Consider the following 22,550-nt stretch of genomic DNA (forward strand, 5'->3'; position numbering starts at 1 on the left):
GTAACTGTAGACGGGCTCCCAGAGCGGAAAGGCGGCCCAGTGGGTCAGATCACGGAGCTGACACAGGTCATTCCGGCAGCTCCCGGAAAGCCGGTGCGTCCTGAAGCAGCAGCCAGCCAACAGGCCTCTGTTGAACTCGCTCTGCACCCGTCAACGTGGTCACACGACCAGGCCGAGGCGGTTGTACGTCGCTACACCGAGCTGGCTCCGGTCTGGGACGGCGACCGCGGTGGCTACCGTCCTGTGCCGCTGACTGACGCCCTGCAGCGGGGTGGTCCGTGGCCCGACGGCCTCTGTCTGGAGGTCGGCTGCGGGACCGGTCTGCTCTCTGGTCTCATCCAGGACGTCTGGCCCGAGGTGATCAGCCTTGACCTGACGTGGGCGATGCTGACTCGCGCGCCTGGTCGCTGGCGAGTCCTGGGTGATGCGTCGCGGCTGCCGGTGGGCGATGGGTCAACGGGCGCTGTGGTGCTGGCCGACGTACCTCTGTTTGCTGGCGAGGTGGTGCGGGCGCTGGCGCCGGATGGTGTGGTGGTGTGGTCGAACGCGCTTGGTGAGGACGCGCCGCACCACGTGCCGATTCCAACTGTGTTGTCGGCGCTGGAGAGCGCGTCCGACGCGCAGTGGTCCGCAAGGACGGCTCACGCGGGCTGGGGTCTGTGGGCGGTGCTTACTCGTGTTTCGTAGTGCGGCTGAGGTCGGGGTTGGGTTCCATGCCGACGTGATCGCGCCTCTGGTGGGAGACATCGGGTATGCGGCCGGGCTGCTGGGCTGGGGCTCGGACGTGCTCGGCTACGACACCGCGCGGTCGACGGACCACGGGTGGGGACCGCGGGTCGTGGTGCTGGTCGACGCGGACGAAGTGGAGCGGGTGCGGCAGGCTGTCGAGGACGGGCTGCCGGATGAGTACGACGGGTACGCGGTGCGCTTTGGTTGGGATGCGCAGGCGCCAGGGCACCACGTCACGGTTGCCACGCTGGGGGACTGGCTGCGGGGACAGCTCGGGTTCGACGCGTCGCAGGGCATTGGGATCGCGGACTGGTTGGTGACGCCGCAGCAGCAGATCCTGGGCGTGGTCGCCGGTCGGGTGTACGCCGACGATGGACGACTGGCCGCAGCACGCGAAGCACTCGCCTGGTACCCGGACCAGCTCTGGCGCTGGATGCTCGCGTGCCAGTGGTCCCGGATCGCCCAGGAGGAGGCGTTCGTCCAGCGCACGCACGAGGTCGGTGACGAACTCGGGTCGCAGGTGGTCGCGGCTCGGCTGGTGCGGGACCTGATGCGGCTGGCACTACTGCAGTCGCGGACCTATGCGCCGTACACCAAATGGCTGGGTACGGCGTTCACTCGCCTGGAGCACCCCGATGGGCTCGACACCGCGCTGGCCGACGCTGTGGCTGCGGCCGCGTACGCCGACCGCGAGAAGGCGCTCGTCACGGCGTACGAGCTGGTCGCACGCCGGCACAACGCGCTCGGGATCACCGAGGAGCTCGACCCGTCACCTCGGCCGTACTTCGACCGGCCGGCGCAGGTGATCGGCGCCGATCGCTTCGTGCACGCGTGCCTGGCGACGGTGACGGACGAGGCGGTCGCGCGGTGCGGGTTGATCGGCTCGATCGACCAGTTCGCGGACAACACCGACGTACTCAGCAATCCGGAGGCGTACCGGAAGTTCATCGATGTATATCGTTGAGCGATGACCCTCGCCAGGCATGTCATCAGCTCCGTCACGACCGCCGAGCACCACTACGAGTACCTGCGCACCATCGGCAGGAACGCGTTCCTGGGCAGCCACGGCAGCGGCGGCAAGCAAACGGTGTACGTCGTGGAGACCGATCGAGGTGCGACCGGTTGGGGGCTGCCGCTGTCCGAGGGAGACCCGGGTCCGCTGGTGGGACGGAACCTTGCGGACCTGATCGACCCGGATCGCGGCGTGATCGATCCGGCCGCGGAGTTCCTCGACTACCCGTTGCACGACCTCGCCGCCCGGATCCTCGACGTGCCGGTGTACGCGATGCTCGGCGGCAACGGCCCGACGCGGGTGCGGTGCTACAGCGGCGGCATCTACTTCGACGATCTCGACGACGGCATGGACGCGATCCGGAAGAACCTCGTGCAGGACCACGAGTTCGGGTTCCGCGACTTCAAGCTCAAGATCGGCCGCGGCCATCGGTGGATGGAGACACAGTCCGGGCTGCGGCGCGACATCGAGGTGACCCGGCTGGCGCGCGAGCTGTATCCGGATGCCGGGATCCTTGTCGATGGCAACGACGGGTTCACCGTCAACGGGCTGTTCGACTACCTCGACGGCGTCGCGGACTGCGATCTCTACTGGATCGAGGAGCCGTTCCCAGAACGCCGGCCCGACCTGCAGGCACTCCGCGAACGCCTGCAGACGATGGCGAACCGTCCAAAGGTCGCAGACGGCGAGTACGACCCAAACGTGGACCACGTCCTCCAGCTGGCCCGCGAAGGTCTGGTCGACGTAGCCCTGATGGACGTCATCGGCCACGGCCTCACCGCGTGGCGCCGCACGATGCCCCAACTCGCCGCCGAGGCCTCGCCCCACGCCTGGGGAGTGCCCCTCAAGACCCTGTACGCCGCCCACCTCGCAGCCGGCCTCGGCAACACCCCGATCATCGAGGGCGTCCCCGGCCCCGGCGCCTACACCCTCGAGGACGGGTACGTCGTCCTGTCGGAGCGGCCCGGCTTCGGCCTCGACCTCATCGCCTAGCCTGGTCGGCATGGACGTACCGTTCCTCGATCACCTCGTCTACGCCACCCCCGACCTTGCCGCGACCGTGGCCGACTTCGCTGCGGCGACCGGCGTCCAGCCTGTGGAAGGCGGACGGCACGACGGACGCGGCACCCGGAACTACCTGGTGGGGCTCGGACCCACGTCGTACCTGGAGATCATCGGACCGGATGTCGAGCGGCCCGCGGATCCCGAAGAGATGCCGTTCGGAGCGGGCGAACTCGACGGCCCGCGGCTGATCACGTGGGCCGTCCACCCGCCGGATCTGGACGCCGCCGCGGCAGCCGTCGACCTCGGGCCGATCCAGCCGATGAGCCGTACGACGCCGGCCGGGGACGTGCTGCGCTGGCGTCTCACGGTCGCCGATCCAGAGCCGTACGACGGGATCGTGCCGTTCTTGATCGACTGGGGCGACACCGTCCATCCGGCCGCATCCGGTCTGCCGATGGCCGAGCTGCTCGAGTTCTCCGCAACCCATCCCGACCCGGCCGCGGTGAACGCCGTTCTGCACACACTCGGCCTGGTCCTGCCAGTCACCGAAGGCGAACCCGCATTGACAGCCACCATCTCCGGGTACCCATTACATGTCCAGGACTAGGTCGGTGGTTGGGCGGGCGCAGCAGATGAGCGTCTGCCCGTCAGCAGGTGGTTCGAGTGGGGTGGGGGAGTAGACGACGTCGCCGGAGAGCAGCGGGGTGATGCAGTTGTGGCAGACACCGGTCCGGCAGCTCCAGCGGGTCGGGACATCACATGCCTCGGCCAGCTCGAGCAGACTGCCGTCACCACTCGGCGTCGAGATACCACTGCGGGAAAACGTCACCAGCGGCCCGTGGCCAAGCACAGCAGGTTGGTGCGGCGGTCGGACTGTCTCGCCGACGATGCCCGGGTTGAGCGAAGACAGCGCACCGAACAGCTCGGTGTGGATCTGGCTGATCCCGACCGCGGACAGCCCTTCGCGCATGTCCGCCATGAAGGACTCCGGACCGCAGATGTACGCCGTCGCGTCCACCGGGAGAGCGAGATCGACCAGCTTGTCCTTCGTCAGCCGACCGTCGCGGGCGCTGTAGAAGATCCGTTCGACGGCATGCGGCAGTTTGGTCAGCAGCTCATGCGCCTCGGCTGCCAGCGGATGTTCCTCGGGTCTGCGGGAGCTGTGGATCCACCAGATCTCACGCTCGCTACCGGCCGCGCCGAGAGTGTGCAGCATCGCTAGGACCGGGGTGACGCCGATGCCGGCTGACACGAGTACGACGGGCGTGTCCGCGTCGTCGAGGACGAATTCGCCGCGTGGTGCCGCGACGTCCAGGACGTCTCCGGGGTGCAGGCTGCTGGTCAGGTAGCCGCTTCCGACGCCGTGAGGCTCGCGTTTCACGCTGATGCGGTAGCCGGGTGAGGTGGACAGCGAGTAGCTGCGCACAGGGACCGGCGTACCAGCATCTGGCAGTCGGAAGGTCAGATACTGACCGGCCTGGGCGGCGGGCAGTTCGCTGCCGTCAGCTGACGCGAGCTGGATCGAGAACACGTTCGTACTCTCGGCGACCACGCTGGTGACCTGCAGCCGGCGAAAGCCGTCCCATGCGGGCTTGGGGGTGTCTGCGTCCTTCAACAGGTCATGGAACGAGCCCTGCCAGCCTGGGCTCAGTGCTGGGATGTCAACCGCCTGCCGGAGCCGGGCGAGGTCACGGTCGGGCAGGTAGAGGAGTGCGTCCGTATCGGCAACGCTCAGCCCATGCGGACCACTGGAGGTCTTGACGATCGAGTCACCCGCGGAGACCTCGCCTTCGGTGATCACTCGGCAGTAGAACCCGGGCCGGTGGTGGCTGACGAGCAGGGCGGGCAGCTCCGGTTCACCCATCCGCAGACCGACCCGATAGCAGGTGACTCGCGGCTGGGTCACCTCCAGCTCGGCGCTGCCGACCCGGTACCGGTCTCCGATGCAGACCTCGCCGTCGGGCATTCCGTCGACCGTCAGGTTCTCGCCGAACTGGCCGTAGACGAAGTCGTCCCGTCCGAAGTGGTTCTCCCAGTGGCGGTAGGAGTCGATCTGGTAGACCATCACTGCCCGTTGCTCGCCGCCGTGTCCGGCTGTGTCGCCCTGTCCGTCGCCGTCCAGGTTCAGCCGCCGGACCATCACCGGACCGTCGACCGGCTGCTTCCAGACGCCGGTGTAGACGGTCTTCCCGTTCCACTCGACGTTCTTCGGCATGCCGACGTTCACCGACAGCAGGGTGGCTGCGCCTCCTGGGCTTCCTGGGCTCATCCGGCGAGCTCCTCTACGGTCAGGTCGCGGTCGATACCGTGTGAGATCACACTCTGACCAGGCTCCTGCCGCAGCCGCTTTCCGTCCAGCTCCACGTCGACCTTGTCCGGCTCGAACGACACCATCCCGGAGATCCGCCGTACCTCGGTCCAGGCGTCCTCGTAGGACCACGCTGCGCCATCTGCGTAGTAGCTGCACAGTCCCTTGTACGGGCAGAACGTGTGCCCTTCGACGGGTGTCAGCGCGGTCTCGTCGACGTCCTCTCGTGGCACGTACCAGCGTGGCGCGAAGCCCGACTCGTACAGCACGAGTGGGCGCGACGAGTCCGCGATCACCCGGTCGCCGTCCCGGACGATCAGGTGGCGGCTCGTCTGTCGGATGTCGATCCGGTGGTACGCATCCGCCGCGTGGCCGACGATCCGCTCGTCCTCCTCGTAGAACGCGTCCATCGCCCGCCACGCGAACGCGACCCGTCCTTTCAAGTCACTCGCGTAGTCCGGCAGTTCGGTGTGTTGCCACGCCGCCCGCGCCTTGGACGCCTCGCCGGCGGACACCGTGTACCACGACGTCGTACCGAGGTCCTTGTGCCGCGTCGTCCGCTCCTCGGCCCGCAGTACGTCGGCCACCACGTCCGCGAGCGGGAAGTACGCCACCGGATACCGAGCCGGCTCGTGCAGCAGTACGACGTCCTCGCTGTCCGCGATCCAGCTGTCGCCGAACCGTACTCGCATCCGCCGCCGCAGCGGCTCCGCGAACAGCAGCCGCTCCGGCAGCTCGACCGGGACCAGGAACCGTCCGATCGCTCCGGTCGCCAGTGGACCCTGTTGCCATGCCAGTCCCATCGGAATACTCCTTTCAGCTCAGCGGTTCGCCGCCGTCGACCCGGAGCGTCGTTCCGGTGACGAACGTGTTGGTCATCGCGAACAGCACGGTTGCGGCGACGTCGTCCGCCGTACCGATCCGCCGGGCCGGGTTCCGGGTGCTGATGTCGCGGAAGTAGCCGGCCTTGGCGTCGCCCAGTCCGTCCCACGCGCCGGTGTCGATGACACCAGGGGAGACCGCGTTCACCCGGATCGGCGCGAGCTCCAACGCCAAAGACCGGGCGAGTACGTCGGCGGCACCGTTGGTGATCGCCACCGCGAGGGTGCCGACGGCGATCTTGGCGGCCGCGACCCCGGAGAAGATGGTCAGCGAACCGCCCTCGTTGAACGCGAGGTGCTTGGCCAGCATCAGCGGACCGATCACCTTGGTGTCGAACGACGCCCGCACCGCCTCCCGGTCGAGGTCCGCCACCTTGCCGCGAGCCCGGGCGGAGGCGGTCGACACGACATGGTCGACGCTGCCGAGCCGTTCACCGAGCGCTGCAATCGAGGCCTCGTCGGTCAGGTCGACGTACTCGACGGTGATCCCCGGCTCACCGTCGTACGCCGCCTTCAGCTTATCCGGGCTGCGGCCGGCCGAGACCACCTGCGCACCGGCGTCCCTGGCGGCCAGCGTCACCGCCTGGGCGATGCCGCCGCCGCGTCCGATCACCAGGACTGTCTTGCCTTCGAGTGTCATGACGCTTACGGAACACGAACGACCGACTCGTTCGCATCCGCCACTGGCTGGCCTACCGGGTTAGCTTGTGGCTGTGGAGCTGACCGGTCGACTTGCGGAGTGCAGCGCGCTCGGACAGGTCGTCGCGGCCGTGCGGACCGGAGAGAGTCGCGTCCTGGTGCTGTCGGGAGAGGCTGGGGTCGGCAAGAGCGCGCTGCTCGACTACCTGGTCGGTCAGGCGGACGGGTGCCGGGTGACGCGGACCTCCGGTGTGCAGTCCGAGATGGAGCTAGCGTTCGCCGGTCTGCACCAGCTGTGCGCACCTGTGCTCGATCTGCTCGACCGGCTGCCCGCACCGCAGCGCGAGGCGTTGCAGACCGTGTTCGGTATCAGCGCTGGCCCGCCGCCCGACATGTTCCTGATCGGTCTGGGTGTGCTGAGCCTCCTAGCCGAGGCTGCCGAGCACCAGCCGCTCGTCTGTCTGGTCGACGACCAGCAATGGCTCGACCGTTGCTCGGCGCAGATCCTCTCGTTCGTCGCCCGCCGGCTCGACGCGGAGTCCGTCGCTCTGGTCTTCGCTACTCGGGAGATCGGCCAGGTGCTGACCGGACTTCCGGAGTACCCCATCGGCGGGCTCCGGGATGCCGATGCCCGTGCGCTGCTGGACGCCGTATTGACGTCGCCGATCGATGCGCAGGTGCGCGACCAGCTAGTGGCCGAGGCACATGGCAACCCGCTGGCGTTGCTCGAGCTGCCGCGCGGTCTGCAGTTGGCTGGAGGCTTCGGAGTACCAGGTGCTGTGGGTATCGAGGAGAGCTTCGTCCGGCGGGTGAACGGCATGCCGGACGAGACCCGTCGGCTCCTGGTTCTCGCTGCGGCAGAGCCCTCGGGCAACGACGCTTTGGTACGCCGTGCTGCCGGACTGCTCGGTCTGCGCCCGGAGGCAGCGGTAGCGGCGAGCGATGCGGGACTGGCGGAGTTCGCGACCCGCATCCGGTTCCGACACCCGCTGGTTCGCTCGGCGGCGTACTGCTCGGCCTCACCGGCCGAACGACGTGAGGTGCACCAGGCACTGGCTGCGGTGACGGACGGCGAAGCCGACCCGGACCGCCGGGCCTGGCATCGGGCACAGGGCGCGGCCGGACCGGACGAGGAGATCGCCGACGAGCTGGAGAGGTCGGCCGGCCGAGCTCAAGCCCGGAGTGGGTTCGCAGCGACGGCCGCATTCCTGCTGCGGTCAGCTGCGCTAACGATCGACCCGGTGAAGCGAGCGGGTCGTGCACTGGCAGCGGCGCAGGCCGAGCTGCAGACCGGTGCTTTCGACTCCGCGGCCGACCTACTGACGATGGCCGAGGAAGAGCAGCTGAGCGAGTTGCAGCGTGCTCGGGCCGATCTGGTCCACGCACAGCTCGCGTTTCTGACCAATCGGGGCAATGACGCGCCGCAGCTGATGCTGAAGGCGGCGAAGCGGCTCGAGACCGTCGATGTCGCGCTGGCACGGACGACGTACCTGGACGCGTTGTCGGCGGCCATCTTCGCGGGACGACTGGCCAAGCCTGGTGGCGACGTGATCGAGGTGGCGCGGGCCGCGGCCGCCGCGCCGCGTCCGGCGGTGGTGCGTTCGGCGGACCTCCTGCTCGACGGCAACGCGCTGCACTACCGGGATGGGTACGCCGCGGGTGCGGAGACTTTGCACAAGGCGCTGGCCGGCGTCGGCGACGGAATGACCGTCGAGGACGAACTGCAGTTGTTGTGGATGGCAACGACTTCCGCATTGCGGCTGTGGGACGCCGATCGCTGGGAGCAGCTGTCCCGCCGGCACGTACGGCTCGTCCGCGAGACCGGCGTACTCAGCAACGTCGCGCTGGCGCTGACTTCGCTGGCCTATGTGAGTGTGTTCGCAGGTGACCTGTCGGCGGCCGCGACGCTGACCGATGAGGCGCGGGCGGCGAACGAGGTGACTGGCGGCAATCTGGCGCCGTACGGCCAGTTGGCGCTGGCTGCGTTCCGTGGTGATCGGGACGAGACGCTCGCGCTGGTCGCGGCGACCGAGCAGGACGGGACGCGGCGTGGCGAGGGGATCGGTCTCGCGTTCGCGGACTGGGCGAGCGCCGTACTCGCCAATGGGCTCGGTCGGTACCAGGACGCGGCCGAGGCGGCGGAGCGCGCGTTCCAGGATCCGCGGGACGAGTTGTCGATGATGCTGGTGCCGGGTGAGCTGGTCGAGGCCGCCGTACGGATCGGGGCGATCGACACCGCACACCGTGCGTGCCAGGTCCTGGGTGGCATGGCCGACGCGACCGGCACCGACTGGGCGCTCGGGGTGTACGCGCGGTCCCGGGCGATGATCAGCGCCGGCGACACGGCCGAACGCCTCTACCGGGACGCGCTCGCACACCTGGAGAAGACGCGGCTGAAGGTCGAGCTTGCGCGGGCTCAGTTGCTGTACGGCGAATGGCTGCGGCGGGAACGACGTCGTACCGATGCGCGCGAACACCTGCGCACGGCGCACGCCAGCTTCGAGGCGATGGGGTTGGCCGGTTTCGCTGAGCGGGCCTGGCGCGAACTGCAGGCGGCCGGCGGGACCGCTCGGAAGCGCGCCGTACCGACGCAGAGCGAGCTGACCGCGCAGGAGGGCCAGATCGCCCGGATGGCACGTGATGGCCTGTCCAACCCGGAGATCGCTACCCGGCTGTTCATCAGCGCGCGGACCGTGCAGTACCACCTGCGGAAGGTGTTCTCGAAGCTGGACATCACCTCCCGCAGTCAGCTCGACCAGGTCCTCTAACTGCTCACCACACCCGCGGCCGGTTTTGGACACCGTTTACCGGAGTGTGGGCGGCGGGCGTAAATTATTCGCTCATGGCCATGTTCGACCTTTCCCTCGACAAGCTCCGCGAGTACCGGCCCGAGGTGGCCGCGCCCGCCGACCTGGTCGATTTCTGGCGCCGCTCGATCGAGAAGGCGCGTACCGACGACCTGTCCGCTTCGTTCACCCTGATCGACAACAAGCTCGCGGTGATCGACACCTATGACGTCACCTACGCCGGCTTCGGCGGTTCGCCGGTCAAGGGCTGGCTGCACGTGCCGGCCGGTGCCACCGGTCCGCTGCCGACCGTGGTGCAGTACCACGGGTACTCCGGCGGTCGTGGCTTCCCGCACGCGACCACTCTCTGGGCGCAGGCCGGCTACGCCCACTTCGTGATGGACACCCGCGGGCAGGGCTACAGCGCCGGCGGCCCGGAGAGTACGGCGGACGACACGCCGTACGCCGGTCTGAACCACACGCCGGGCTTCATGACCGCGGGTATCACCGACCCGGAGACCTACTACTACCGCCGCGTGTACATCGACGCGGTCCGGACGCTCGAAGCCGCGCGGACGTCGCCGTTCGTGGACCCGGACAAGATCATCGTCACCGGCGGCAGCCAGGGCGGCGGCATCTCGATCGCCGCGGCCGGCCTCGCACCGATCGCCGGGATCGAGCTGCTCGGCTGCGCTCCCGACGTACCGTTCCTGTGTCACTTCCAGCGGGCACTGCAGATCACCGACAAGGACCCGTACGGCGAGATCACGCGATACCTGAAGGGGTTCCGGCAGGACGTCGACGCCGCGCTGCGGACGCTGAGCTACTTCGACGGCGTCAACCTGGGCCGGCTGGCCACGGTGCCTGCGCTGTTCTCGGTCGCGCTGATGGATGCCACCTGCCCGCCGTCGACGGTTTTTGCTGCCTTCAACCACTACGGGAACGACCAGAAGGACATCGAGGTCTACCACTACAACAATCACGAGGGCGGCCAGACGTACCAGCAGCTGGCCCAGCTCGAGTGGTTCGCGGAGATCTTCGAGAAAAGGTCATCGACGGACCGATGAGTTTCCGGCCCGGGCCTCGTTACACGGTCATCGATGTCGGTCAGACTGGACCGACCGTGACCGCGGGAGGCCGCAGATGGACTGGAAGCTCGAGCTCGTCATCGTTCCGGTATCGGACGTAGACCGGGCGAAGAAGTTCTACACCGACCAGCTCGGATTCGCCGAGGACGTCGACCACCGGGTCGGGGACTCGTTCCGGGTGGTTCAGCTGACGCCGCCGGGGTCGAAGTGCTCGATCACGATCGGCCTCGGCGTGACGTCCGCGACGCCGGGCAGCTACCAGGGCACGCACCTGGTGGTGACCGACATCGAGGCGGCGCGGGCCGAGCTGGTCGAGCGTGGTGTCGAGGTCAGCCAACCGTTCCACTTCGGCGCCCAGGGCAAGCAGGACGGCGTACATCCGGACCGTTCCAACTACAACTCCTTCCTGTCCTTCGAGGACCCGGACGGCAACGGCTGGACGGTCCAGGAGGTTGGGCACGCGTCGTGACCACTTTGGAGGAGGCGGCGTTCGCGGGGGATGAGACCGCGTTCGCCGCCTTGGCCGGGCAGTACCGGCGGGAGCTTCACGTGCACTGCTACCGGATGCTCGGGTCGTACGACGAGGCGGAGGACGCGGTCCAGGAGACGCTCCTGCGGGCCTGGCGTGCCCGCGCCTCGTACGACGGCCGCACGTACTTCCGGGCCTGGCTCTACAAGATCGCGACCAACATCTGCCTGGACGTCGTACGGCGGCCGACAGCACGCGACCTGGTCTGGTTGCAGCCGTACCCGGACCGTCTGCTCGACGAGATCGCTCCACCGGCGAACCAGCCCGACGCGGTCGCGGTGGACCGGGAGACGATCGAGCTGACGTTCCTGATCGCACTCCAGACCCTGCCCGCTCGGCAGCGGGCCGCACTGATCGCCCGCGACGTACTCGGCTGGTCGGCCGCGGAGACTGCCGGGATGCTGGAGACCAGCGTGGCCGCGGCGAACAGTGCACTCCAGCGTGCCCGGGTGACGATGCAGCAGCGACTGCCGGTACGCCGGACCGACTGGAGTGCGCCACAGCCCACCGCTGAGGAGCGTGAGGTCCTGGCGCGCTTCATCGACGCGCACCAGCGGTGTGACGCGGCTGCGGCGATTGCGATCGCGGCCGAGGACCTGCGGATCTCGATGCCGCCGGACCGCTTGTCGTTCGACGGCCTGACCACGTGCCTTCCGCTGTTCGAGCGCGCCTTCGGGCCGGACCGGGACGGCGAGTGGCGCCTGGTGCCGACGTCGGCGAACCGGTTGCCCGCGGCAGCGTCGTACCTGCTGCGCCCGGGGGACACGGTGTGGCGGGCGTTCAAGCTGGACGTGCTGCGGGTGCACGACGGGAAGATCGCCGAGATCATGACATTCGGCTACTCCCGTTTCCCGGCCTTTGGCCTCCCGGACCGCTTGACCCCCTAATGTGGGTCCCATGTTGGGACTACCCGCGGGAATCCGGGTCTGCCTGTTCGACCTGGACGGTGTGCTCACCGATACCGCCGCCGTCCACGCGGCCGCGTGGAAAGAGATGTTCGACGTGTTCCTCCGCGACTATGCGGAGCAACACGGGACAGCGTTCAAGCCGTTCGACGCACGCGCGGAGTACGACGCGTACGTCGACGGCAAGCCACGAGGCGACGGAGTTCGCGACTTCCTCACCTCGCGCGGCATCACGTTGCCTGACGGGTCAGCCGACGATCCGCCGACCGCGATGACGGTCAACGGTCTCGGCAACCGGAAGAACGAGGCCGTCCAGCACCTGATCCGGACCAAGGGCGTGCGGGTCTTCGAGGGCTCGCGCCGATACCTCCAGGCCGCCGAGCAGGCCGGACTCCGCCGGGCCGTGGTGTCGTCGAGTGCGAACACCCGCGAGGTACTCGCGGTCACCGGACTCGCGCAGTACATCGAGGAGATCGTCGACGGCGTGACGATCCGGACCGACGGCCTCAAAGGGAAACCGGCGCCGGACACGTTCCTGGCCGCGGCCAAGGGCTTCGGCGTCGACCCGGCCGAGGCGGCGGTGTTCGAGGACGCGCTGGCCGGTGTCGCCGCCGGTCGCGCGGGCCACTTCGGCCACGTCATCGGCGTGGATCGCGTCGGCCAGGCGGCCGAGCTGAAGTCGAACGGGGCGGACGTGGTGGTCCGCGACCTGGCAGACCTGCTGGAGGACCAATGATCGACCGAGGTCATCACCCGATCGAGCCGTGGCGGCTGCGCGAGACCCGGCTTGCCCTCGACAAGCTGGCGCAGTCGGAGTCGCTGTTCGCCCAGTCGAACGGTCACATCGGCCTGCGCGGCAACCTCGACGAGGGCGAGCCGTACGCGATCCCGGGCACGTACCTGAACTCGTTCTACGAGCAGCGTCCGCTGCCGTACGCCGAAGCCGGCTACGGCTACCCGGAGTCCGGTCAGACGCTGGTCGACGTGACCAACGGCAAGCTGATCCGGCTGATGGTGGACGACTCGCCGTTCGACATCCGCTACGGGTACCTGACCAAGCACGAGCGCTCGCTGGACTTCCGGACCGGCATCCTCCAGCGCGACGTCGACTGGACGTCGCCGGGCGGCAAGCGGATCAAGGTCACCAGCCGCCGGCTGGTGTCGCTGACCCAGCGCGCCGTCGCGGCGATCGAGTACATCGTGGAGCCGGTCGACCAGCCGGCCCGCTTCGTCATCCAGTCCGAGCTGGTCGCGAACGAGACGCAGCCGAAGCTGTCCGACGATCCGCGGGTCGCCGCCGTACTGGACAACCCGTTGAAGCCCGTCAGTCATGACGGCGGTGAGCATGGCGTCGTCCTGATCCACCGGACCACGCGCAGCCAGCAACTGATGGCGGCCGCGATGTCACACGATGTGGAGACGACGGCCCGCTACAAGATGGACCAGGACGTCCGGGAGGACTGGGCGCGCACCACGGTGATCTGCCACCTGCAGCCGGGCGAGAGTCTGCGCGTGGTGAAGTACCTGGCCTACGGCTGGTCCAGCCTGCGCTCGGAGACCGCCATCCGGGACCAGGTCGCGGCGGCGCTCGCGAGCGCGAAGTTCTCCGGCTGGGAAGGACTGGCCAAGCAGCAGGTCGACTTCCTGGACGACTTCTGGGACGGCGCCGACGTCGAGGTGCAAGGGCATCCGGAGCTCCAGCAGGCGGTGCGGTTCGCGCTGTTCCACGTCCTGCAGGCCGGGGCACGCGCCGAGCGACGGGCGATCCCGTCGAAGGGGCTGACCGGAGCTGGGTACGACGGGCACACGTTCTGGGACACGGAGGGCTTCGTCCTGCCGGTGCTGACGTACACCATGCCCGACGCGGCCGCTGACGCGTTGCGCTGGCGACATTCGATCCTCGAGCTGGCCAAGGAACGCGCCGAGGTGCTGGGCTTCAAAGGCGCGGCCTTCCCGTGGCGGACCATCCGCGGCCAGGAGTGCTCCGGCTACTGGCCCGCGGGTACGGCGGCGTTCCACATCAACGCCGACATCGCCGAGGCCGTGATGCGGTACCACCGGGCCACCGGTGACGACGACTTCCTCGACGAGGTCGGGCTGGAGCTCCTGGTGGAGACCGCTCGGCTGTGGCTGTCGCTGGGACACCACGACCGCGACGGCCGCTGGCACCTGCCCGGCGTGACCGGCCCGGACGAGTACAGCGCAGTTGCCGACGACAACGTTTTCACCAACCTGATGGCGGCGCGCAACCTGCGGTTCGCGGCGGAGGTCTCGGCCAAGTTGCCGACCCGGGCACGGGCGCTGGGTGTCGACGCCGAGGAGGAGGCCGCCTGGCGGGACGCGGCGGCCGCTGTCTACGTGCCGTACGACAAGGAGCTCGGCGTACACCCGCAGTCCGAAGGGTTCACCGGGTACGCCGTGTGGGACTTCGAGGCGTACAAGGACAAGTACCCGCTGCTGCTGCACGCGCCGTACTTCCAGCTGTACCGGACCCAGGTGGTCAAGCAGGCCGACCTGATGCTGGCGACGTACTGGTGCGGTGACGCGTTCACCGCCGAGGAGAAGGCGCGAAACTTCGACTACTACGAGCGGCTGACGGTGCGGGACTCGTCGCTGTCGGCCTGCGTGCAGGCCGTGATGGCCGCTGAGGTCGGGCACCTCGACCTGGCGTACGACTATGCGTATGAGGCCGCGCTGATCGACATGCGCAACCTGCACCACAACACCGGCGACGGGCTGCACATGGCCTCACTGGGTGGTGCCTGGAGCGCGCTGGTGGCCGGTTTCGGTGGGTTGCGGGAGAGCGACGGCTACCTGTCGTTCGATCCCGCCTTGCCGATCGGGCTGTCCGGGCTGAGCTTCACGATCCGGTGGCGCGGGGTCCGGTTGAAGGTCGAGATCGACCCGGTTGCCGTGAAGTACTCGGTGCACAACGGGCCGGACTCGGCGCTCACCCTCCGGCACGCCGGCGAGGAGATCACCGTCAGGGCCGACCAGCCGGTGGTCCGGACGCTGGAGAAGAGGCGGCCGCTGCTTCCCCGGCCGCCGCAACCGCTCGGCCGCGAGCCGCGGCCGGCGATGGCGGTCAACGAGGAGTAGCTAGCGGGTCAGGTTCTTCTTGTTGCGCGCGGACAGCGACTCGGCGGTGCCGACCAGCATCACCGACGAGATCACGGCGACGATGAAGCCGAGCACGTTCAGCTCGAAGATGCTGCCGGTGCCGAGGAGGGCGGCGATGCTGCCGCCGATCACCGAGCCGGCCAGTCCGAGCAGCAGCGTGGCGAGCAGACCGAGCTTCTGCTTGCCGGGCGTGAAGAGCCGGGCGAGTGCTCCGATGATGAGTCCGGCGATGATGAAGCCGATCATGGCGAGATCCTCCGAGGGTCGAGCGGTAGGACTCCAGTCTCCGGCCTCGGCGGCGTGGATGGCAGTGGAGTTCTCCCTGATCGGACCCGGACCCGACCCTGGGTTCAGGTGCGTGCCCTGGTGGTGACCAGGTCGCTGCTGGCCTGCAGTCTGGGCATGGACTGGAGCTCGTTGAGCACTGTGCTCGCAAGCTGATCGGCCGCGTCCGGGTCGCTGTGCAGCAGGGCCTGGTAGCTGTTCCGGCAGGGCGAGCCGGCGCCCAGCACGGCGACGTACTGCTCGATGTCCGCCAGCGCCGGATGGGTCTTGATCGCGTCGACCGTGCCCTTGGCGCACTTGATCAGCGTCGGTTGTGTCGTGGCCGCGCCGCTCTTGACGAGCAGTTGGTCGGCGAGCGCCTTGGTCATGAAGTACTGCGCGCTGGTGGGCTTGTCCTGCAGGTACCGCGCGGTCGCGATCTCCTTGAGGTTGTCGGTGAGGACGCAGACCGCCCACAGCGGCGGCAGCGTGATGACCTGGCTCTTCGGCATGAACGCGGGGATGTCCAGCACCCCGGCAAGGCCGCCGCTGTTGTTGACGGCGATCAACGCCGACCGCGACGCCTGGTCGGTCGGGTTCGCGTACGGCGCGGTGATCAGCCGGCTGGTGAAGCTCGCGTCCGGCATGACGATGACCGACATGCTGCCGGTGTTCTTGAGCAGCAACGAGGTATGGCTCGGGTCGGTGCTGGCAGTCAGCACCACTCCGTCCGCCTGGGACTCCGGTGGGAGCGCCTCGGTGGAGTGCACGCAGTCGGTCGCGGGCTTGACCACGGAGGGGGTCTGCGGCAGGACGATCGACGGGGTCGGAGGCACGGACGGCACTTCGCTCGATCCCTCCGCAGCCGAGCAGCCGGCCGTCACCGCCAGCAGCATCGCCAATAGCCCTGCCCTGGGCACAAGCGCCCGACCGCGTCCGTCCACAATGACCCCCCTGGTCCCCGAGCCAAGTCCCCACCCGCTCGGTCTTCTTCACAGAATACTGTCCCCGCGATGACTTAGCCTCACTTCGTGACCGTTCATCAATTGTCGAAGCAGGACGCCCGGCGGCTGGCCGTCCGTGCGCAGCTGCTGACGAGCGAGCGCCCGGCCGATCTGTTCGACGTGGTCGGCGGGCTGAACGTCATCCAGCTCGACCAGACGGCGTACGTCGCACCGAACGCGGACCTGGTCGCGTGGAGCCGGCTGGGCTCGTCGTACGACGCTGCCGAGCTGGCCGATGCTCTGGCGTCACAGCACCTGCTGGAGTTCCGTGGGTTCGTTCGGCTGCCGGAGACGCTGGCGTTGTTCCGGGCCGAGATGGCGGCGTGGCCGGGGGAGGGGGAGCTGGTCGAGTGGCAGGAGTACATCCGCGACTGGGTGCAGGCGAATGAAGGGTGCCGGCTCGACATCCTCGAGCGGCTGCGGCAGGACGGTCCGCTGGTGATGCGTGAGCTGCCGGACAGCTGTGTCCGGCCGTGGAAGTCGAGCGGCTGGACGAACAACAGGAACGTGTCGAGACTGCTGGACTTCATGATCGAACGCGGTGAGGTCGCGATCGCCGGCCGCGAAGGGCGGGACAGGCTGTGGGACCTGGCCTCGCGGGTGTATCCCGACGACCCGATCGTTCCGTTGGCGAAGGCGGTGCGGATCCGGGACGAGCAGCGGCTGCGTTCGATGGGGATCCTGCGGGTCAAGGGACCGGCCGGCCCGGGCGAGCCGCACGACGCCGGCGAGGCAGGGGAGCGGGCGGTCGTGGAGGGCGTCCGCGGCGAGTGGCGGGTCGACGCGGAGCTGCTCGGGCAGCCGTTCGAGGGGCGTACGGCGATCCTGTCGCCGCTGGACCGGCTGGTGTACGACCGGAAGCGGCTCACCGAGATCTTCGAGTTCGACTACCAGCTGGAGATGTACAAGCCGGTCGCGAAGCGCAAGTGGGGCTATTTCGCGCTGCCGATCCTGCACAACGACCGCCTGGTCGGGAAGGTCGACGCGATGTCGGACCGCAAGGCCGGCATCTTCCGCGTCGACGCGATCCACGAGGACGAGCCCTTCTCCAAGGGCCTGACCGCAGCCGTCGACCGCGAAATCCGCGACCTGGCGAGCTGGCTACACCTGCACTTGGTTCGGTGACGTCGGCGCGGCGGATGCGCGGATCCGATGGTTCCGCTCGATCGATTGGCCCCAGGTGGTGCCGGTCAGGAGAAGTACGGCGCCGATGATGGCGGGGACGGTCAGGCGCTCGCTGCCCAGACCGATGCCGATGGCAACGGCCCAGATCGGCTCGGTGCCGAGGAGGAGACTGGCCCGGCTGGCGGACGTACGCTGGATGGCCCAGGTCTGCGCGAGGAACGCGAAAACGCTGCAAAACAAGGCAAGATAGGCCAGCTGCAGCCAGGCCGTGGTGGTGATCGCAGGCAGATGATGTACGGCGGGTGCCGCGAAGAGCGCCGTACCGACGAGCGTCTGAACTGTCGTCAGCTGCAGCGGCCTGAGCCCGGTGGCGAGGCGGCCGACTAGGGCGACGTGACCGGCTCGGACGACGGCGGCCGCGAGCATGAGCAGGTCGCCGATACCGGGGACGTGGAGTCCGTGGCCGGACATCAGCAGGCCGACGGCTCCGACGCACAGGGCAGCGGCGAGGTAGAACCGCGGCGGGACCCGGCGGCGGTCGAGCAGTGGGGTCAGGACGAGCGTGAGGCTGATGATCAGTCCGGCGTTGGCGGCGCTCGTGTGCGTGACGCCGTACGTCTCGAGGATCAGGACGGCCGCTTGGGTGAGGCCGAGGAGACCGCCGGTTCTGAGTTCCTTGCGGCTGATGTGCCGTACGAAGAGCAGCAACGCGCCGGCGGAGATGGCGTACCGGACGAAGAGGACCGTGAGCACGGGCGTGCTGCTGGTGGCGGTCTTGGCGGCGAGATAGCTCGAGCCCCAGACGATGGCGACCAGCAGCAGGACGAGGTCGGTACGGCGGGAGGCGGGCACGGATCCAACGGTGACTGGTCCGGATGTTGAAGCCAAGTACCACCTTCTAAAGGCACCTTGTAGGACGCCTACAGTGTTGGGATGGATGAACGGCAGCTGCGAGTACTGCGAGAGGTCGGCGAACTGGGCAGTGTGACGGCGGCGTCCGAGGCGTTGCTGGTCACACCGTCGGCGATTTCGCAACAGCTGCGGCTCTTGCAGCGATCGATCCCGGTCCCGTTGACCGAACGCGACGGTCGGAGGGTCGTGCTGACCGCGGCCGGGCGTGCGTTGGCAGGGGCTGCGGCGGATGTGGAGTCGGCGCTGGCGCGGGCCCGGCAGGTTGTGGACGAGTTCGCCGAGCAGCCGGACGGGGTCGTGTCGGTTGCCGCGTTCCACAGTGCGGCCGCGGCATTCTTTCCGTCGTTGTTGCGGGCGAAGGACGCGCCGCGACTCAGCTTGCATGACGAGGACGTGCCGCAGGACGAGTTCCCGGTGTTGACCCGCGAGTACGACGTTGTCCTTGCGCACCGGCTCGATCACGCCGAGGCCTGGCCGCGGACGGTCGCGGTCACGCCGCTACTGCATGAGCCGTTGGACGTCGCCGTACCCGTTGATCATCCGCTGGCGTCGAAGCGGTCGCTGTCACCGCGGGACGTGGCAAGCGAACCGTGGATCACGGTGCACGACGGGTTTCCATTGATGGCGACCATCGAGGCGATCGGGGCGGCGGCCAACCACCGGCTCGAGCTGGTCCACCGGGTCAACGAGTTCACCGTCGTCGCCGAGTTGGTTGCCGCCGGCGCGGGTTTGGCGCTGATCCCACGGTGGACGGCCCGGTCGCATCCGGGGATCGCGCTCCGTCCGATGCGCGGGGTGCATGCGCGGCGACACATCGACGCCCTGCATCGGCCGGAGCGGACGGCCCGTCGAGCGGTACGCACGACACTCGCGAACCTTCAGGCCGCGGCGAGCACGATCCGCAAACCGACCGCTCAGTAGCCTCGCTCAGGCGAAACCGCCGTTGCTCTTCAGGAGTTGGCCGTTGATCCATTCGCCCTCAGGGGAGCAGAGGAAGGCGACCAGGTTCGCCGTATCTTGAGGCGTGCCGAGTCGGCCGAGCGGGGTCTGCTGGATGCCGGCCGCGCGGATCTCGTCGGTCATCCAGCCGGTGTCGATCGGGCCGGGGTTGATCACGTTCGCGGTGAGGCCGAGGTCGGACAGCTCCTGCGCTGCCGCGAGAGTGATGCGGTCGAGCGCTCCCTTGCTTGCGCCGTACGGGAGGTTGTGGACGGTGTGGTCGCTGGTCAGCGCGACGATCCGGCCGGTGCCGTGGGTCCCTTTGAACCGCTGGGCGTACTCGCGGATCAGCAGCCAGGTCGCGCGGGCGTTGACCGCGAAGTGCCGGTCGAAGCTCTCGACGGTGGTGTCCAGGATGCTGGAGTCGGTGGACTCGCAGTGGCACATCACGAGGGCGGTGACGTTGCCCAACTGTTCCTCGGCGGCCGCGAAGATCCGCTGCGGAGCCTCCGGATCGACCAGATCGGCCTCGATCGGTACGGCGGTGGCGCCGAGGCTCGTGAGCTCCTTGGTGATCTCGTCGGTCGCTCCGGCCTGGACACCCCACTGCATCCGGTCGTCGTACGCCGTCCAGTAGGTGAACGCGATGTCCCAGCCGGAGGCCGCGAGCCGGCGGGCGATGCCGGCGCCGATCCCGACGGTGCGGCCGACGCCGGTGACGAGGGCGACTGGTCGTTCAGCTGGCTGAGTCATGCCGCGATCCTGCTGGACAGCCGGGCGAGCGGCAACCCGATTGTCAGCCAGATCACGCCTCTAGCTCTCGGTGTGCACGATGTGGGCGTCCGGACCCGGGCAGAAGAGTGACTCGGTGTCCGTGTCGGTCCAGTGCACGAGGTACGGCGGTTCGCCGTTCGGGTCGTGGACCTCGACGATCTGCCCCTCGCGCCGGTGTGCCGTCAGATGATTGCCCTCGACAACAACTTGGTCGCCAGCTAACGCCTTCACCGCATCCACCCCTCCCGGAACCTGGATCTGACCCCAGAATGGCCCTGCCCGGCGGTCCACACCACCCCTCAGCCAGATTCAGCTCGGCAGCGTGACGACGGCCGTCGTCCCTCCGGTGCTGGAGGAGTTCAGGGTGATCGTGCCGTTGTGGGCGCGGGCGATCTCCTGGGCGATCGACAGGCCCAGCCCGGAGCCGCCGCTGGCGCGGGAGCGGCTGGTGTCGAGCCGTACGAAGCGTTCGAACACCCGCTGCCGGTCGGCTTCGGGGATTCCGTCCCCGTCGTCCTCGACCGTGATGATCGCCGACCCGTTCTGCTCGGCCGTGGTCAGGCGGACGGTGGTGTGGGCCGCGCGGGCCGCGTTGTCGACGAGATTCCGCAGTACCTGACTCAAACGGGCCGGATCGCCGACCACCCGGACGGGGTGGACGTCACCGGTCACGGTCAGCTCAGGCGCCGAACTCCGCAGTCGTTGGATCTCGGCCGCGACCAGATCGTCGAGATCGACGTCGGTACGACGCATCCGGATCCCGGTGTCGTCCGCCTTGGCGAGCAGCAGGAGATCCTCGACCAGCTGCCGCATCCGGTCGGTCTCGGTCCCCATCACCTGACTCAGCTCACGCCACGCCTGCCCGGTCGTGTCCGCCTCGATGACCTCGAGGGCCGCCGTGAGCGTGGCCAACGGCGACCGGAGTTCGTGACTGGCGTCCGCGACGAAGGCCCGCTGCGTGGCCTGCCCGGTCTCCAGCCGGTCGAGCATCTCGTTCATCGTCAGTGCGAGCCGTGCGATCTCGTCCCGCGTCGTCGGCACCGGAACCCGCTCGGTCAGATCCCGTGTCCCGATGCGCTGCACCCGGGCCCGGATCCGCTCCACCGGCCGCAGTGCCTGCCCGACCATCAGCCACCCCGCGACGCCGACCACGATCAGCAGCGCAGGGAATCCGATCACCAGGTACTTCGCAACTGTCGTCACCGTCTGCCGCTGTGTCTCCACCGATGACGCGACCACCGCCGTGTACGTCTGCCCGTTGTACGACGCTCCCTGGGCGACGATCAGGTACGAGTGGTCGTCGTCGATCAGCGGCATCTCGCCGACCTCGGCCCGCAACAGGGCGCCGGCCGGCGGTCGCAGGTCCGTCAACGGGGTCGTCCCGACCCGGGTCGACGAGGCGGCGACGACCCGGCCGGACGGGTCCAGGACCTGGACCAGTTGGCTGGTGCTCGTGGTCTCGACCAGATCGCGTGCGAGCCCCGCCGTACCCTCGGTGCTGACCTGGCGGGCCACGTCCGCGACCCGGCCCTCGGCGGCGTCGGAGACTTCCGTGATCAGCGCCCGCTGCAGGAGCAGCAGCAATGCGGTCGCGCCAAGCAGCATCGCGACGGCGACCACGATCACCGCGGCCGCGGTCGAGCGACTCCGCACGCTCGCCTGCCGCAGTCCGCCAGTGGTCCGGTACCACCCGTCGACGCGCCGTCGCACGACCCCGCTCACCCCGCCATCTTCGCAGGCGCGGGTCAGCGGTTACCCGCCGCCGGGGTTGAGGCGGTATCCCATCCCGCGAACGGTCTCGATCGCGTGCCGGTCGAACGGGGTGTCGATCTTCTTCCGCAAGTACCGCACGTAGACCTCGACCACGTTCGGATCGCCGTCGAACGCCGGGTCCCAGACGCCGGCCAGGATCTCGGCCTTGCTGACCGTGTCCCCGCGGTGCCGCATCAGGAACTCGAGCAGCCCGTACTCCCGCGGCGTGAGGGTGATCTCCCGCCCGTCCCGCTCCACCCGCCGCCGGGCCACGTCGAGCGTCAGGTCGCCGGCCATCAGCACGACCGGCCGCTCCGGACCGCCGCGCCGGATCAGCGCCCGCAACCGGGCGACCAGCACCAGGAAACTGAACGGCTTGGTCAGATAGTCGTCCGCGCCGAGATCGAAGGCATCGGTCTGGTCGTACTCGCCGTCCTTCGCGGTCAGCATCAGCACCGGCGTCCAGATCCCGCGCGCCCGCAGCAGCTCCAGCACGCGGTACCCGTTGAGCTTCGGCAGCATGATGTCCAGCACGATCACGTCGTAGCTGTGCTCGGTCGCGGCCCACACCGCGTTCTCACCGTCGTGCACCAGCTCGACGACGAACCCGGCGTCGGTCAGCCCGCGGTGAACGGTGTCGGCCAGCCGCAGTTCGTCCTCGACCATCAGCACTCGCATCCACCCAGTCTCACCGCTACCCGCTGAGAGTCCGCTGAGAGCCCCACAAACTTGACGCCATGAAGTCGGCCCACCTAGCGTTGTCGAAGCGCTTCGACAC

At 68.7% G+C, this 22,550-nt stretch carries 22 protein-coding genes; 12 read left to right on the plus strand and 10 right to left on the minus strand.

The window, feature by feature from the left end:
- Positions 1 to 39 precede the first annotated feature (39 nt).
- The 4 genes from EV650_RS40865 to EV650_RS01370 are packed head-to-tail and all read left to right on the plus strand — an operon-like array spanning position 40 to position 3,353.
- On the plus strand, positions 40 to 687 hold the full coding sequence (locus EV650_RS40865) for a class I SAM-dependent methyltransferase (RefSeq protein ID WP_238173958.1): 648 nt from the start codon (positions 40 to 42) through the stop codon (positions 685 to 687).
- 34 nt (positions 688 to 721) lie between these two features.
- On the plus strand, positions 722 to 1,693 hold the full coding sequence (locus EV650_RS01360) for a DUF4037 domain-containing protein (RefSeq protein ID WP_238173959.1): 972 nt from the start codon (positions 722 to 724) through the stop codon (positions 1,691 to 1,693).
- Positions 1,694 to 1,696: 3 nt separating this feature from the next.
- A complete protein-coding gene (locus EV650_RS01365) occupies positions 1,697 to 2,734 on the plus strand; it encodes an enolase C-terminal domain-like protein (RefSeq protein WP_134114509.1) in 1,038 nt (345 codons plus the stop codon).
- A 10-nt stretch (positions 2,735 to 2,744) separates the two neighbouring features.
- Positions 2,745 to 3,353, plus strand: coding sequence for a VOC family protein (locus EV650_RS01370; RefSeq protein ID WP_134114511.1), 609 nt, complete (start codon positions 2,745 to 2,747; stop codon positions 3,351 to 3,353).
- Here the strand turns inward: EV650_RS01370 and EV650_RS01375 are convergent.
- The 3 genes from EV650_RS01375 to EV650_RS01385 are packed head-to-tail and all read right to left on the minus strand — an operon-like array spanning position 3,336 to position 6,575.
- Positions 3,336 to 5,015, minus strand: coding sequence for an MOSC and FAD-binding oxidoreductase domain-containing protein (locus tag EV650_RS01375; RefSeq protein ID WP_134114513.1), 1,680 nt, complete (start codon positions 5,013 to 5,015; stop codon positions 3,336 to 3,338). The two genes, EV650_RS01370 and EV650_RS01375, sit on opposite strands and share 18 nt — an antisense overlap.
- Positions 5,012 to 5,857 (minus strand): DUF427 domain-containing protein, encoded by an 846-nt coding sequence (locus EV650_RS01380; protein WP_134114515.1) that lies wholly within the window; start codon positions 5,855 to 5,857, stop codon positions 5,012 to 5,014. The genes EV650_RS01375 and EV650_RS01380 overlap by 4 nt, the downstream gene beginning before the upstream one ends.
- A gap of 13 nt (positions 5,858 to 5,870) precedes the next feature.
- The gene (locus tag EV650_RS01385; protein WP_134114517.1) at positions 5,871 to 6,575 is read right to left on the minus strand and encodes an SDR family oxidoreductase; all 705 of its coding nucleotides are present in this window, start codon (positions 6,573 to 6,575) and stop codon (positions 5,871 to 5,873) included.
- Between the two features lie 73 nt (positions 6,576 to 6,648).
- Here EV650_RS01385 and EV650_RS01390 point away from each other — a divergent pair, with 73 nt between their 5' ends.
- The 6 genes from EV650_RS01390 (at position 6,649) to EV650_RS01415 (ending at position 14,981) form a co-directional block, all read left to right on the plus strand.
- Positions 6,649 to 9,342 carry an ATP-binding protein gene (locus EV650_RS01390; protein WP_134114519.1) on the plus strand — a complete coding sequence of 898 codons (2,694 nt, stop codon included), beginning with the start codon at positions 6,649 to 6,651 and terminating at the stop codon, positions 9,340 to 9,342.
- Between the two features lie 80 nt (positions 9,343 to 9,422).
- Positions 9,423 to 10,427 carry an acetylxylan esterase gene (locus tag EV650_RS01395; RefSeq protein WP_238173960.1) on the plus strand — a complete coding sequence of 335 codons (1,005 nt, stop codon included), beginning with the start codon at positions 9,423 to 9,425 and terminating at the stop codon, positions 10,425 to 10,427.
- A gap of 76 nt (positions 10,428 to 10,503) precedes the next feature.
- A complete protein-coding gene (locus EV650_RS01400) occupies positions 10,504 to 10,917 on the plus strand; it encodes a glyoxalase superfamily protein (protein ID WP_134114523.1) in 414 nt (137 codons plus the stop codon).
- Positions 10,914 to 11,864, plus strand: a complete 951-nt coding sequence (locus tag EV650_RS01405) for a sigma-70 family RNA polymerase sigma factor (protein WP_166677985.1) — start codon at positions 10,914 to 10,916, stop codon at positions 11,862 to 11,864. Before EV650_RS01400 ends, EV650_RS01405 begins: the two co-directional genes overlap by 4 nt.
- Positions 11,865 to 11,874: 10 nt before the next feature.
- On the plus strand, positions 11,875 to 12,618 hold the full coding sequence (locus tag EV650_RS01410) for a beta-phosphoglucomutase family hydrolase (protein ID WP_134114525.1): 744 nt from the start codon (positions 11,875 to 11,877) through the stop codon (positions 12,616 to 12,618).
- The gene (locus EV650_RS01415) at positions 12,615 to 14,981 is read left to right on the plus strand and encodes a glycoside hydrolase family 65 protein (protein ID WP_134114528.1); all 2,367 of its coding nucleotides are present in this window, start codon (positions 12,615 to 12,617) and stop codon (positions 14,979 to 14,981) included. The genes EV650_RS01410 and EV650_RS01415 overlap by 4 nt, the downstream gene beginning before the upstream one ends.
- On the opposite strand, the gene EV650_RS01420 is transcribed toward EV650_RS01415, so the two are convergent.
- On the minus strand, positions 14,982 to 15,248 hold the full coding sequence (locus EV650_RS01420; protein ID WP_134114529.1) for a GlsB/YeaQ/YmgE family stress response membrane protein: 267 nt from the start codon (positions 15,246 to 15,248) through the stop codon (positions 14,982 to 14,984).
- 104 nt (positions 15,249 to 15,352) lie between these two features.
- A complete protein-coding gene (locus EV650_RS01425; RefSeq protein ID WP_134114531.1) occupies positions 15,353 to 16,102 on the minus strand; it encodes a hypothetical protein in 750 nt (249 codons plus the stop codon).
- Between the two features lie 195 nt (positions 16,103 to 16,297).
- Here EV650_RS01425 and EV650_RS01430 point away from each other — a divergent pair, with 195 nt between their 5' ends.
- On the plus strand, positions 16,298 to 17,395 hold the full coding sequence (locus tag EV650_RS01430) for a DNA glycosylase AlkZ-like family protein (RefSeq protein ID WP_134114533.1): 1,098 nt from the start codon (positions 16,298 to 16,300) through the stop codon (positions 17,393 to 17,395).
- Here the strand turns inward: EV650_RS01430 and EV650_RS01435 are convergent.
- On the minus strand, positions 17,372 to 18,247 hold the full coding sequence (locus EV650_RS01435) for a DMT family transporter (RefSeq protein WP_134114535.1): 876 nt from the start codon (positions 18,245 to 18,247) through the stop codon (positions 17,372 to 17,374). The two genes, EV650_RS01430 and EV650_RS01435, sit on opposite strands and share 24 nt — an antisense overlap.
- Before the next feature lie 81 nt (positions 18,248 to 18,328).
- Here EV650_RS01435 and EV650_RS01440 point away from each other — a divergent pair, with 81 nt between their 5' ends.
- Positions 18,329 to 19,228 (plus strand): LysR family transcriptional regulator, encoded by a 900-nt coding sequence (locus tag EV650_RS01440; protein WP_134114537.1) that lies wholly within the window; start codon positions 18,329 to 18,331, stop codon positions 19,226 to 19,228.
- A 6-nt stretch (positions 19,229 to 19,234) separates the two neighbouring features.
- Here EV650_RS01440 and EV650_RS01445 read toward each other — a convergent pair whose 3' ends face one another.
- The 4 genes from EV650_RS01445 to EV650_RS01460 all read right to left on the minus strand — a co-directional run bounded on the left by EV650_RS01445 (position 19,235) and on the right by EV650_RS01460 (position 22,450).
- A complete protein-coding gene (locus EV650_RS01445) occupies positions 19,235 to 19,999 on the minus strand; it encodes an SDR family oxidoreductase (RefSeq protein ID WP_134114539.1) in 765 nt (254 codons plus the stop codon).
- A 60-nt stretch (positions 20,000 to 20,059) separates the two neighbouring features.
- Positions 20,060 to 20,251, minus strand: a complete 192-nt coding sequence (locus EV650_RS01450) for a DUF1918 domain-containing protein (protein ID WP_134114541.1) — start codon at positions 20,249 to 20,251, stop codon at positions 20,060 to 20,062.
- 78 nt (positions 20,252 to 20,329) lie between these two features.
- Positions 20,330 to 21,742, minus strand: a complete 1,413-nt coding sequence (locus EV650_RS01455) for a sensor histidine kinase (RefSeq protein WP_134114543.1) — start codon at positions 21,740 to 21,742, stop codon at positions 20,330 to 20,332.
- A gap of 30 nt (positions 21,743 to 21,772) precedes the next feature.
- A complete protein-coding gene (locus EV650_RS01460; RefSeq protein WP_134114545.1) occupies positions 21,773 to 22,450 on the minus strand; it encodes a response regulator transcription factor in 678 nt (225 codons plus the stop codon).
- Between the last annotated feature and the right edge of the window lie 100 nt (positions 22,451 to 22,550).

Source organism: Kribbella kalugense, assembly GCF_004365875.1.
Classification (GTDB): Bacteria; Actinomycetota; Actinomycetes; order Propionibacteriales; family Kribbellaceae; genus Kribbella; species Kribbella kalugense.

Bases quoted from the DNA above. Each gene is read 5' to 3' on its own strand.
- EV650_RS01370 (WP_134114511.1), top strand. From the start codon at position 2,745: ATGGACGTACCGTTCCTCGATCACCTCGTCTACGCCACCCCCGACCTT.
- EV650_RS01415 (WP_134114528.1), top strand. From the start codon at position 12,615: ATGATCGACCGAGGTCATCACCCGATCGAGCCGTGGCGGCTGCGCGAG.
- EV650_RS01410 (WP_134114525.1), top strand. From the start codon at position 11,875: ATGTTGGGACTACCCGCGGGAATCCGGGTCTGCCTGTTCGACCTGGAC.
- EV650_RS01460 (WP_134114545.1), bottom strand. From the start codon at position 22,450: ATGCGAGTGCTGATGGTCGAGGACGAACTGCGGCTGGCCGACACCGTT.
- EV650_RS01385 (WP_134114517.1), bottom strand. From the start codon at position 6,575: ATGACACTCGAAGGCAAGACAGTCCTGGTGATCGGACGCGGCGGCGGC.
- EV650_RS01380 (WP_134114515.1), bottom strand. From the start codon at position 5,857: ATGGGACTGGCATGGCAACAGGGTCCACTGGCGACCGGAGCGATCGGA.
- EV650_RS01365 (WP_134114509.1), top strand. From the start codon at position 1,697: ATGACCCTCGCCAGGCATGTCATCAGCTCCGTCACGACCGCCGAGCAC.
- EV650_RS01400 (WP_134114523.1), top strand. From the start codon at position 10,504: ATGGACTGGAAGCTCGAGCTCGTCATCGTTCCGGTATCGGACGTAGAC.
- EV650_RS01445 (WP_134114539.1), bottom strand. From the start codon at position 19,999: ATGACTCAGCCAGCTGAACGACCAGTCGCCCTCGTCACCGGCGTCGGC.
- EV650_RS01440 (WP_134114537.1), top strand. From the start codon at position 18,329: ATGGATGAACGGCAGCTGCGAGTACTGCGAGAGGTCGGCGAACTGGGC.
- EV650_RS01375 (WP_134114513.1), bottom strand. From the start codon at position 5,015: ATGAGCCCAGGAAGCCCAGGAGGCGCAGCCACCCTGCTGTCGGTGAAC.
- EV650_RS01395 (WP_238173960.1), top strand. From the start codon at position 9,423: ATGTTCGACCTTTCCCTCGACAAGCTCCGCGAGTACCGGCCCGAGGTG.
- EV650_RS01420 (WP_134114529.1), bottom strand. From the start codon at position 15,248: ATGATCGGCTTCATCATCGCCGGACTCATCATCGGAGCACTCGCCCGG.